Origin of the sequence: Paenibacillus sp. 37, from assembly GCF_008386395.1 — a bacterium.
Classification (GTDB): domain Bacteria; phylum Bacillota; class Bacilli; order Paenibacillales; family Paenibacillaceae; genus Paenibacillus; species Paenibacillus amylolyticus_B.
In genome coordinates, this window is the sequence record NZ_CP043761.1 from 6,434,641 (window position 1) to 6,447,288 (window position 12,648).

Annotated in this window: 10 protein-coding genes; 4 read left to right on the plus strand and 6 right to left on the minus strand. The window is 50.2% G+C overall.

Annotation, left to right across the window (positions count from 1 at the left end):
* Positions 1-74: 74 nt before the first annotated feature.
* The 5 genes from F0220_RS27625 to F0220_RS27645 form a co-directional block, all read right to left on the minus strand.
* Positions 75-1,448, minus strand: coding sequence for an aspartate aminotransferase family protein (locus tag F0220_RS27625; RefSeq protein ID WP_105600162.1), 1,374 nt, complete (start codon positions 1,446-1,448; stop codon positions 75-77).
* 21 nt (positions 1,449-1,469) lie between these two features.
* The gene (locus F0220_RS27630) at positions 1,470-2,534 is read right to left on the minus strand and encodes an ABC transporter substrate-binding protein (protein ID WP_105600164.1); all 1,065 of its coding nucleotides are present in this window, start codon (positions 2,532-2,534) and stop codon (positions 1,470-1,472) included.
* 100 nt (positions 2,535-2,634) lie between these two features.
* On the minus strand, positions 2,635-3,573 hold the full coding sequence (locus F0220_RS27635; protein ID WP_223199791.1) for an ABC transporter permease: 939 nt from the start codon (positions 3,571-3,573) through the stop codon (positions 2,635-2,637).
* Positions 3,570-4,382 (minus strand): ABC transporter permease, encoded by an 813-nt coding sequence (locus tag F0220_RS27640; protein WP_105600166.1) that lies wholly within the window; start codon positions 4,380-4,382, stop codon positions 3,570-3,572. Before F0220_RS27640 ends, F0220_RS27635 begins: the two co-directional genes overlap by 4 nt.
* Positions 4,363-5,187 carry an ABC transporter ATP-binding protein gene (locus tag F0220_RS27645; RefSeq protein WP_105600167.1) on the minus strand — a complete coding sequence of 275 codons (825 nt, stop codon included), beginning with the start codon at positions 5,185-5,187 and terminating at the stop codon, positions 4,363-4,365. The genes F0220_RS27640 and F0220_RS27645 overlap by 20 nt, the downstream gene beginning before the upstream one ends.
* Positions 5,188-5,678: 491 nt before the next feature.
* On the opposite strand from F0220_RS27645, the gene F0220_RS27650 reads away from it, so the two are divergent.
* The 3 genes from F0220_RS27650 to F0220_RS33335 all read left to right on the plus strand — a co-directional run bounded on the left by F0220_RS27650 (position 5,679) and on the right by F0220_RS33335 (position 10,069).
* Complete coding sequence (locus F0220_RS27650) at positions 5,679-7,904, plus strand: methyl-accepting chemotaxis protein (protein ID WP_308737346.1); 2,226 nt, start codon at positions 5,679-5,681, stop codon at positions 7,902-7,904.
* Positions 7,905-8,023: 119 nt separating this feature from the next.
* Positions 8,024-9,025, plus strand: coding sequence for a GTP 3',8-cyclase MoaA (gene moaA, locus F0220_RS27655; protein WP_105600170.1), 1,002 nt, complete (start codon positions 8,024-8,026; stop codon positions 9,023-9,025).
* A 207-nt stretch (positions 9,026-9,232) separates the two neighbouring features.
* Positions 9,233-10,069, plus strand: a complete 837-nt coding sequence (locus tag F0220_RS33335; protein ID WP_105600172.1) for a methyl-accepting chemotaxis protein — start codon at positions 9,233-9,235, stop codon at positions 10,067-10,069.
* 208 nt (positions 10,070-10,277) lie between these two features.
* On the opposite strand, the gene F0220_RS27665 is transcribed toward F0220_RS33335, so the two are convergent.
* A complete protein-coding gene (locus F0220_RS27665) occupies positions 10,278-10,886 on the minus strand; it encodes a LysE/ArgO family amino acid transporter (protein ID WP_105600173.1) in 609 nt (202 codons plus the stop codon).
* A gap of 135 nt (positions 10,887-11,021) precedes the next feature.
* Here F0220_RS27665 and F0220_RS27670 point away from each other — a divergent pair, with 135 nt between their 5' ends.
* Entirely contained in the window at positions 11,022-12,515 is a 1,494-nt protein-coding gene (locus F0220_RS27670) for an aminotransferase-like domain-containing protein (protein ID WP_105600175.1), read from the plus strand.
* The last annotated feature ends 133 nt before the right edge of the window (positions 12,516-12,648 follow it).

The window sequence follows — 12,648 nt, forward strand, 5'->3', positions numbered from 1 at the left end:
TGAAACACTTTATTTTGCTTGCCAACACTTCTGTCGTACTTGTCGTACAGTGCGTTCTCATCCATATCCAGTTACTAACTCGCATCCAGACTTCGCAACGCAGCGAGCAAACTTCCTGCGATCAGGTCCAGTTCTTCCTCGGTGGTGACAAACGGCGGGGAGATCGTCAAAATATTCGCAAACCCTGGCACTGTATCTCCGTTCTTGCCGATCAGAATGCCATCCCGCTTACAACTGGCGAGCACCTTCATCACTTTATCCGCTTCCGCAGGAGAACCATCCGCTTCAATCAACTCCACCCCGCAGGCGAATCCGAATGAACGGATGTCCCCCACCACGGACAACTCCAGCAATGGTTCAAGCTTCTCACGAAGCAGGTATCCCAGTTCCTCCGCACGGCTGACCAGATTCTCTCGTTCCAGGATTTCCAGATTCGCCAGCGCTACCCGACAGGACACCGGATTTCCACCAAATGTATTCACATGACGAAAATGCGCATCCGGTCCGGGTTCCCGGAACGTGTCATACAGATCGGCTCGCACCGCCGTTGCTGATAGCGGTGAATACGCACTGGTCATGCCTTTTGCCATCGTCACCATATCTGGCTGTATACCATAGTTCTGATGACCAAACTTCTGCCCCGAGCGGCCAAAACCACAGATGACCTCATCGACAATGAGCAGCACGCCATAGCGCTGACAGATCTCTTGCACGGTGCGCATATAATCCGGCGGTGGAACAATCATGCCACCCCCAGTGATCACCGGCTCCATAATCACTGCGGCAACCGTCTCAGGACCTTCCCAACGAATCACCTCTTCATAGATGGTTGCACACTCGAGTCCACATCCATCCTTGTTTCGCCCAAACGGGCAGCGGTAACAATACGGTGGTGGAACATGAGAGAAACCTACGCCGAGCGGCTCGTATTTGATCTTGCGGGCGGCTTGCCCGGTCGCGCCCAGTGCCCCCATAGAGTTACCGTGATAGGCACGGTGACGGGAGATGAATTTGTGCCGAGTAGGCTCACCATTCTGATGGTGATACTGACGGGCTATTTTGAAAGCCACCTCATTCGCATCTGAACCCGAGTTGGAGAAGAAAATTCGATACTCCCCCTCCAACCATTCATTTAGCTTCTCCGCCAGCAAAATCGCCGGTTCGTGACTCTGCGTCATCGGTACATAAGCGAGTGCTTTCATCTGTTCGTAGGCACTTCTCGCAATCTCCTCACGGCCATGCCCCACATTCACACACCATAGTCCAGACATCGCATCCAGATAACGTGTACCATCCTGATCGGTGATCCAGCTGCCCTCCCCACTTACCGCAATCATCGGATGATCGTTATGAGGCGAGATGTGATGCCATACATATTTGCGATCCTTCTCCAGCCATTCTTCCTTCGTGCCGCCAAGCGGCTGAGGCTGCTGATCCACAGAACTCATTCGTCATCCTCCTCCACACGCTTATTTCACTGCTTCCTCATAGATGCTTTTCTCCAGTGCTTCATCCAGGTTTGCAGCTTTTTTGATCAAGCCATAATTCAGCGCAATATCCGCAGTTCGGGTAAATGACTCATCCACAAAGCTGCCGACTTGCTGCTCTGTAAATCCTTCCGGCCGAATCAGCTTTGCAATCTCTTCAAGCATCGTGACCTGATGCTCACGGGTGGTACTGCCCTCCGTCACATTACTCATCACGATATCCACCGTCTCATTCTGATTATCGATGGCGTAATTCCAGCCTTTCAGAATGGCACGGGTCACTTTGACCGCAAGCTCACGATTACTGTCTACCCAATCTTTCTTGGCAATCAGCGTATCCTCCAGCATGCCAACACCGGCATCTTCAATGTTGAACACGTCCAGATCCGATTCTTTCGTTCCACTTTCCAGTACAACGTGGTATTCGTTATAGATCGTTGCCGTCGCCACATCTACCTGGTCATTGAAAAATTGATCCATCGTGAAGCCCTGCTTCACCAGTTCAATGTCTTTCTTCGGATCCAGGCCGTTCTTCTCCATGAACGCGAGCACCTGAAACTGCTGACTGCCGAACCAGGTACTGACCTTCTTGCCTTTCATCTGAGCGGGATCGGTAATACCTAGCGACTTCTTGGCGATCAAGCGATAACTGCTCTTCTGTGAGATCTGGGCGAGCGAGACAAGCGGCAGACCGTTATCCCGGCTGACCAGCAAACTGTCTACACCCGTAATGCCCACATCGGCCGCGCCATTGACCACCTGCTGCTCAATCACGATATCCGGGCCACCCGGAATAATCTCGGCATCAATGCCTTCATCTGCAAAAAAACCTTTTTCCTTCGCTGCATAGATCCCGGCAAACTGCGCCTGCGGCACCCATTTCAGTTGAATTTTCACTTTGGTTAAGGGTTGATCTGCTTCACCCGCCCCTCCTGAACTCGCAGCAACAGGCTCAGCCGCCGGCTCGGGCTTCGTAGAACATGCGCTCAGCATCGTAACAACCAACAGGACCAATACCAGCAAACCCGACTTCAACGTTTTGTACATGTACAGAACAACCCCCTGTGTATATACGATTTTTCAATCAGGTAGTGTGAGGCTCTACTTCACCAGCTCTATCAATCTATGGTTGCTATCCTGATGTACGTTAGTGATCTGTGCGTGCACGATTCCAAGGAATGAATCGCTTTTCTGCCAGGACAACCGCTTCATACAACACAATGCCGAGCGCGGCGGCGATGACAATGCAGGACCAGGCCAAGGGCATGTTCGCCAATCGAATCTGATCCGAGAGCAAGTATCCCAGCCCTTGGGAGGCGATGAAAAATTCACCCACAATGGCCCCGATAATACTGGTCGACATGTTGATCTTCAGACCGGCGAAGAGGGAAGGCAGCGCATGAGGCAATCTCAGCTTCCAAAAAAACTGCATCCTGCTCGCGGCAAGGCCACTCAGCAGATCACTGTACTGCGGCTGAATGGAAGTCAGCCCTTTGAACAGGCTGACGGCCATAGCGGCCATTGTAATCACCGTGACAACAGCAATACGGGACCATATCCCGTCACCGAACCAATTATTCATAATCGGGGCAAGAGCCACGATGGGAACTGCATTCAGTGCAGACAAAACCGTAACCGCAGCCCTGCCACTTGTTGGGAAGAATGATGCACCTGCCGCTGCCAGAGCACCCAACAATGAACCGAGTAAAAAGCCTCCCAGCATTTCGGTTCCGCTGTACATCGCATATCGAAAGAGCATATTGGCATTTTCCTGAATGGATGCCGCAATGGCGGAAGGCACGGGCAGTTGGTAGCTTTCCAACGAAAATATCCAATGAAACATCCTGAGCTGCCAGAGGGTGAGAAACAACGCACCCGCACCCCATGGAAGCATACTCAGCGCAACAGATCTTCCGCGAACGCCAGAGCCCAATCTGGCCTTTTCGGCTTGTCCCTGTTGTCCATGAATTTCCGAACCTGGAACAATCGTCATCTGTGAACCAGTGAGGTTCGTAGCCGCGCCAGTTACAGCAGCAATGGCTACACCTTCATCCCTCTTCCGTTGCAAAACTCTACCTTCACTCATATGGCATCCCCTCCTTTGGCCCTGAATTCAGGCTGCCAAGGGGTTAGCCAACGTTCAGCCAGACTGATGGCCAGATACGAGATCAGGCCAATGCCAATGCTAAGCATGATGGTGGCCCAGAACATGCCCACTTGGGCATGGCCGTAATATAACGAACTGACCATCAGGACGCCGAGTCCATCGGGAGCTCCCATCAATTCCACAACGATGGAGGAGGTCACCGCCAGCGGAGCGGCTATTTTCATACCAGAAAATAGTCCCGGCAGTGCTGAGGGCAGCAGGCATTTGATATATCGTGCAGTTAGTGAAGCTCCACAGGAACGCATCAGTTCCAGGTGCTCTGGTGCTGCACTTTTCAATCCTTTTAACGTATGGATGATGATCGGGAAGAAAGTTACGTACGCCGCCATAACAATCCGCGCCCACTCCGCGTTGTGGATGATGCCGTACACAATTGGGGCGAGACCAATAACCGGAACCATCTGTGAGGAGACTACATATGGCGATAACGTGCGCTCCAGCCAGACAGCTGCGCTCATGAGCAGCGCCAGACCCAGGCCAAGCAACGTTCCCCCTGCAAAACCAATGGCTGCATTGCCAAACGTGACAGCCCCCTGCTCTGCGAGCGTACCCGAGTAACGAAACAACGCTGCAAGCACATCGTGCAGATATGGAAGGCGAGAAGCTGCCTGCTGGGGTGACAGGAACAGTTGGAGCATCCAGGCGATTCCTTCCCACAGCACCAATACGGCCATAATCCAGATGACGACCCAGGATCGATATCCCGGTCTAAAGAACTGCAGAGACATGAGATTCATCACGCTCCTCGTAGAAGCAGTTGCGGATGGTCGTAATCATGTGGTAGAAAGCATCCGTTTCTCTCAGTTCACTATGACGTCCAGGAGGCAGATTCACAGAATGAATGGAATGTACTTGCCCCGGATGCGCCGAGAGTACGATGATCCGGTTGGACAGAAATACCGCTTCGGGGATACTGTGTGTGACAAAGAGGAAGGTCTTGCCTGTCGAGCGCTTGATCTCAAGCAGCTCCAATTGAAGTTTCTCTTTGGTGAATTCGTCCAGGGCCGAGAAGGGTTCATCCATGAGTAGCAATGGTGGATCAAGCGCAAGGGCACGCGCAATGGATACTCGTTGCTGCATGCCTCCGCTGAGCTGCCATGGATAATGGTCGGCGAAGCGGGTTAGCCCTACCATTTCAAGCAGCTCACCGCTAATGCGGCGACACTCCTTCCGGCGGGTACCGAGCAGCTCCAGTGGCAATTCCACATTGTGACGAACGGTGCGCCAATCGAACAAGGCAGGTGTCTGGAAGACAATACCGAACTGTCGCTGTAGCCGAGCCCGCTCAGGCTCCTGACCGGCAATGCGAACGGTGCCTGAGGTGGGCTGAAGTAGATCACCCACTAACCGGAGCAAGGTCGACTTGCCACAGCCGGAAGGGCCCAGCAGAGAGACAAACTCATTGGACTGGATCTGGAATGTAACATCCGACAAAGCAGTGACTTGTTGTGTACCTGTGCCAAAGACAACGGACACATGATCTACATCAATATGGCAGGCTTCGGGGACTGTAGCTGAGGGTGCGGAGGACATGGGCATTCTCCTTTGTGGAAGTTATTTTCATTGCACACCAAGGCTGAATGGGAGGTTTATATACACGAACGTAACAGGTTTTGCTTGTTAGATAATACTATATCGCTTTGGGCGGGGATTACATTATACAGTGTGTTTTGAGTATGGGCCTGTTCATGTTACACAATGTAAAATGAGACGGATTCTCAAATACATCCATGTGAGTTTTCCTCGTATTTAGCTAACATACATTTCACTTAACAACAAACGCACGATCATTTGTATTTATTGAATAAATATTCGGAAAATATGACATATGCCCTCGTATTCTTGTCCATTTTCTTGTATAAAGATTGAATAGACGTACAAGGGCTCCCACCTCCACGTGAGTCAAGGCTCCTGAATGATGAAGGCGGTATCACTATTCCGGATCAATCACCACGCAGGCTGGCTTCCTTTGTCATACAAAGACCAGTAGAACGAAGCTTTCAAATCCAGAAATCGGGGTGGTCATGATGTTTGATTGGCTGGGATGGAGAAAAGGATTGCCGCTCTGGCGATCGTATCGGTTGAACGCACATATGAAGGAAGATGTGGAACAGATTTTTGAGGGAATTGCCGAAACGAGACGGCAGCTCATGATGGACTGGGCAGATGAACAATGGAATCACCTGGACCGTTTGCTTCAACAGATACAGTCGGTCCAATTACAGGATGTATTAAAAGATTCACAGCAACGAAGCAAACTAGAAGCATCGTTTCAATCCAGTTATATTCGAGCCGTTGATAGCACGGAGCTATTCATGATGAACGAACAGAATCAGGTGGTATTCTCTACATATAAGAAACATATTGGACAGATCTATGAGGATCACGAAGCTTTGATAGGACCAGGATTGAAGTACTCCAGAGCAGATCGACATGAAAAAAAATGCTTGTATGGTCCTTACTCTGATCCACTGACGCTGGATATTGGTCCACGCTCGTCCGCTTTTCACGATGATGTCACCTTGCTGTTTATCTCACCAATTCTGCAGGAAGGTCGCTATGTCGGTTCATTATGCAGCCGTGTACCCGGGGATGTACTGGGTGACCTGATCCAACGAGAGTCCGGTCATATCTATCCCGATTCCGGTGACAATTACCTCTTTATGGCCGAGTCGATATTACGGCCTCATCTGCAACCCGGCACCGCCTTATCCCGAAGCCGCTTCGAAGACCGTACCTTTACACATGGGGAAAATCTGAAAGATGGTGTCACCACCGATTGGGGAATCGTTTCCGTTAAGGAGCATACCGAGCTGGAACTCATGTTCACCGATCCATCAACCGGAGAACTTCACCCCGGAGTAGCCAACACCATTCAGAATGGTTCCAATCTGTTCGTAGCTTTTCCCGGTTACTCGGATTACCGACATATTTCTGTGATCGGCAAAGGCATCACCTTCCAGCTGCCACACTGTCCTGATCGCTGGGGCATGATGTGTGAAGGGGATCTGGAGGAAGTGTATCGGATACGAAGCATCGGCTGGCGTCAGTTCAAGCAACATAGTCTCTTCACGCTTTTGTCAGGCATTGCAGGAGCAGCTCTTGTCTATGCCTTCACTGGTAGTGGTTGGAGCACGGCAGCAATGGCCGCTTTTAATGTGTTATTTGGATTCTTCACTGCATTACAGCTGCATCGCAGCCAATATGGACGAGTTCATGAAGACTTGCGTCGCATCAGCCGATTTATTCGAATTAACGCCGAAGGCAGAGGTGATCTGACCCAACGCCTGGACACGTCTGCTTTTGCCCAAGATGAATCAGGCGAACTGGCGAAGTGGATCAACAACATGATTGATTCTCTGGAAGGCATTATGCTGAAGGTACAACTTGCCACGGTAGACGTTATGGACAACCAGTATCAGATGCGAACTTCAACAGAGACAACCCAGGGCACGACTGAACGAGTGAACCAAAAGCTTGGTTCAATGATCCAGGCCATCCGCACCCAACTGGAAGATCTCGACCAGGCCAGAATTGCTGCCGATCACATGCGCATAACGCTGCAACAACTGGAGACCTCTGCAACCGAACAGATCGGCGTGGCCCAGCAGGAAGTGGAACGAATCGGCGATAAAATGACCCAAATCTCAGGAGCGGTATCCGATACTAATCGTACCATCCTGTCCTTCATGGATACGATGAAAGAGATTTACCGCGCACTGGCTGTCATTGATGAAATTTCAGCTCAGACCAATCTGCTGGCTCTAAATGCTACCATTGAAGCTGCACGCGTGGGTGAACATGGTCAAGGCTTCTCGGTTGTGGCAGGGGAAATTCGTAAGCTGGCTGATTTATCCCGTTCTTCTACTGAAAATATTCATCAGATTCTGGACCGAATCTCAACTGCAGCAGGAGCTGCATCCCAATTAATCACAGAGGGTGATCAGGTACTTGCTGAAGGAACAACACTGGTTCAGGCCGCTTCGCAACTTCTGCAAAATGCTACCGCTGAAGAACCTGAGCGCACACAAGTCGTGGATCAAGTGGTCATGCTTATGGAGAATATTGCTGCAATCAGCCATCAGAATCGGGCTACTTCCGCTGAAGTGGAGGCCGAGATGATGGAGCTGATCCGTGATATGTTACAGGTTCAGCATTCTTCGCATAACGTGGAAGCCATTACGGTCTTTCTGCAACAACTCGTGGGACAATTCCATCTAAACCACCCCGCCAAAAATGCTGTCATCTGACGTCATCGTTGACGTGGATTGGAGAAATAGCTAAAATTTGATGCAACTGTTCCTTTTGAAATTGTCGTATCATTTATAATAGAAGATTTCCAATCTGAACCGATGAAAGGGTGGTCTCCATGGAACTGCTTCAGGATTCATTTGGCCGGATACATGACTACATCCGTATTTCTGTTACGGACCGCTGTAATTTGCGCTGTGTGTACTGCATGCCCGCAGAGGGTATGGAGTTTGCTCCACATGATGAGATTATGAGCTACGAAGAAATAGCACAGGTGCTGAAGGTACTTGCGCCGATGGGCATGCGCAAAGTCCGACTCACTGGGGGCGAACCGTTGGTACGCAAGGACTTGCACAAGCTCGTCAGCATGATCTCGGCAATTGACGGGATTGACGATATTGCCCTGACGACCAACGCTCTTCTGCTGGACAAACAAGCTCAGACGTTGAAAGATGCTGGATTGAACCGGATTAACATCAGTCTGGATTCCCTGCGCGCTGATCGTTTCTCCATGATTACCCGGGGCGGAGATGTGAACAAGGTGCTGAAAGGCATTGAAGCTGCAACAGCCGCTGGCCTTGCTCCGATCAAGCTGAATGTTGTACTGATGAAGGGTATCAACGATGATGAGATCAAGGATTTTATTGCTATGACGATGGATCAACCTCTTCATGTGCGTTTTATTGAATATATGCCGATTGGACAGGCTTCAGATTCATGGCGCAAATCTTATTTGCCGCTGGAAGCCGTAACAGATGTATGCGCTGAAGCAGGCTGGACGGTAGAAAATACAACAGGCCCTGCGGGCAATGGCCCATCACGCAATATGAAAATTGTGGGCTCCGAAGGCACATTCGGATTGATTCATCCCGTGAGCGATCATTTCTGTGACAATTGCAACCGACTTCGGCTGACCGCTGACGGACATATTAAAGCCTGCCTGTACTGGTCGGATGAGTATAATGTTCGCCGCTTCGTGGATGATCCGGATGCCATGGCGGCACTCTTCCTCAAAGCACTGGGTACGAAACCGAAGAATCATGAGATGGCTCTGGCTTTGGAACAAAAAATGCAATCTCATACACCGACGGTACGCCGCATGTCCCAGATTGGTGGATAACAAAGCAGACGAGAACTTGATTGTTCTCGCCTGCTTTTTTGTCATGTTTTCATAAATTTCTGAAAAAAATCAATCCCCCTGTTTCATTTGTTAAAAATTTAATTAATATATCTTATTGCCCTTATCAGGCCTTCAAGATTAACCTCATTCTGACGATGTATACAATACATCTAGATGATACACATACATTATAGGAGCTGAACCTTATTGAACATCGTTGAAGCACTCGTTGCGGCAAGTCCATATTTTAAAATTATGCTGAAAGAACACGATATCATGATTGCGGTAACCGATACGGAGAAGTTCTGGTATTATGTTCCCAGCAATGAACTCGATCTGGGCATCAAGGCAGGAGACCCCGTTTCCCTCGATGACCCTACACTACGCCGGGCACTTATACATGGGGAAACTTCAGCGAACCGTATTGATGCAAAATTCTATGGTACATCAATCAACTCGGCCGCCACCCCACTTCGGGATGAACAAGGAAATATCGTAGGCACACTTGCCATTGGTTTCTCTCTTCAGAATGAGGAAAAACTGGAGTACTTCACTGAATTGATCGGCGGTATCAGCGGAAAATTAACAGATATGGTGCAGACGGTAGCCGCCCAATCCGAGCAATTGACGGCATCTTCCACGCAGATTTTGGATAATACCCGCATGGCTGTGCAGAACTCAGGCGAAGTCAACAAAGTCGCCGCATTCATCCGTGAAATCTCAGAACAGACCAATCTACTCGGCTTGAACGCGGCTATCGAAGCAGCCCGAGCAGGCGAAGCAGGCGCCGGATTCAGCGTCGTTGCATCTGAAGTGCGCAAACTTTCTACGGGTACCAAAGAAGCAACGGTGAATATCGAACGTTCCTTGAAAGATGTTCAGCATTCCATTCAGCAGATGGAGCAGGAGATTACCTCCATCTCACAGTCTAGCAACCAACAGGCGGTGATGGTAACCGAGTTCAGCGAGGTCATTGATCAGTTGAACAGTGTAAGCCGTGATCTGCAAGTGTTTATTGAATCCATGCTGTTGAAGGCAGAATAAATTCGATTATGATTTCCATAACTCAAATAACCAACCATAGAGACACAACACCAAAGCGTTATCGAGCACCACATGTTCCAACTCAATAACCAGATCACCAGGCTATGCTGATCACCAAATTCAACATCTACATTGAACTCCCCGTGCGACTAACGTCACGGGGAGTTTTTTTTATTTTAACAAGATGGGCCCGCTACATCACGGTCATCTATGAATAGATGAGCTTCCACAGCATCATAACCGCCAGCCCGACCATAACCACAGCGGACAACCGATTAAACATCAGGCTGATGCGTCCAGTTCGATCCGTTCTCCCAATCACCCTGCCCGCGCCTGCAAGTCCCAAGAACCATATCCAAGATACAACCGCGGCTGTCAGGGCAAAATACATGCGCTCCACCCCTTCATACTGAAGTGAACTGGTGCCAATCACGGCAACCGTATCAAGCAGCGCATGCGGATTGAGTAAAGATACCGATGCGGCGAACGCAATCTGTCGCCCTGCTGACATTACCGTTTGCGAACTTTCCACAGATTCGGATGACCTCCAGATACTCCAAGCCATATACAGCAAAAACAAACTTCCTGCGCCATACAACACATTCGCCAGCAATGGCCACTGCAGCAAAATGAGTGATACTCCTCCCACGGCTGCCCCGATCAACAGCGTATCACTGATCCCTGCCGTTATTACAGCAGGCAGTGCATGTGTATAACGCCTCTGGCTCATGCCCTGGTTAAAAATAAATACATTCTGCACACCCAGTGGCAAGATCAGGCCAAACGCCAGAACTACTGCATGAATAGCAACCTCCATCGTTCTTCCCCCTTATCTCTGTCCTCCATAATAGGACAGATGATGGCCGACGTAACCAACCACTTGGATGGCATCAGACCCAACCAAATGATATAGTGTTCGTTACAAAGATAAACAGAGGTGATTCTGCCTGTCATGGAACGTTCTGATTCTCGGCTAAACATGGGGTGGAAGCCGAACCCTTCTCTCGACTTGCCCTTGTATCGCCAAATTGAAGCCTATGTCCGGCAGAAAATCACAACGGGCGAATGGTCAGCAGGATATCGTCTCCCCTCACAGCGAATATGGGCTGAGTCCATGGGGGTGAACCGCAGTACATTGGTCACTGCCCTGGATAACCTGACCGCCGCTGGTCTGATTAAAGGCAGACATGGCGGAGGAACTTTTATTACCGGCTCCGGTTGGCATGGTATGGCTCACGGAGCGATGCCCAACTGGAATGAAGCGATTGAGGAGGGCTGGTATTATCCCAACCTGCCCGAGATCCAGCAGATTAATCAGGCTGAATTCCGGCCTGGCATCATACGTCTTGGTACAGGGGAGCTTGCCCCGGAACTTATGCCTCAGGATGCTTTTAACGACATTCTGTACTCCCTGTCCCAGCGTTCTCGTACCCTCAACTACCTGGAATCTCAAGGAAGCCTGGAGCTTCGTGAGGCTTTATCCGCCCATTTGCAGACGACTGGCATTCAGGCCTCTCCAGATTCCATACTGATTGTTTCCGGCTCTCTTCAGGCACTGCACTTGATATCGGTCGGACTGCTCCCTCGCGGCTCAGCAGTTCTGCTGGAAAAACCATCGTACCTGTATTCCATTCACGCCTTTCAATCGGCAGGGTTGAAAATGAGCGGAATCCCGATGGACGATGAAGGACTGCACATTGCACGCCTGGAGAATGCCTCGCAGCATGTAAAAGATCAAGACCATATCTCGCTTCTCTATACGATACCGAGCTTTCACAATCCCACGGGCTCTGTGATGAGTGATCACCGCCGGGAAGAACTCATGACCACCGCTCGAACATTAGGCATCTCCATACTGGAGGATGCCGCCTATAGTGATCTGTGGCTAGATAAACCTCCTCCGTCATCGCTGAAGGCGCGTGACCAAGAAGGACGGGTGCTGCATATGGGCACTCTGTCAAAGGCAGTCAGTCCCGGCTTACGCCTCGGATGGCTGGTGGGGCCAGAGCCGGTCATACGCCGGCTCGCGGATATCAAGATGCAGACCGACTATGGTACCAGTTCACTCGCGCAGGAAGCCGCTGCCCTGTGGTTCGCCGAAGGGCATCATGCAGAACATATGGAGTGCCTTCGCCCTGAGCTACGCAGACGCAGAGACTTCATGCTGGATCTGTTGCAACGTCACTTTCATGGCATGGCGAAGTGGAAAATACCCGCTGGCGGCTTTTATATCTGGCTGCAATTCACTGTATCCCCTCTCTCTATCCGCCAATTGTTCCATACCTGTCTGGAACAGAATGTACTTATCCACCCGGGCTACCTATATGACCGGCTGGATGCGAGTCATATCAGGCTCTCTTACGCCTATGCTTCTCCTGATGAGATGGAGCGTGGACTACAATTCCTCGTAGAAGCTGTACACAGGCTCATGGATTCTGGCTCATGATTTCAAATGTTGGGTCCTGATTTCACAACCAAAAAAAGCCTTGACCGAAAAGGACAATGTCCTTCAGATCAAGGTTTTTTGCGTTAGTTTTGTAAGTTTGATCGAATACCAAAAGCGGGTCGATACCCAGTAG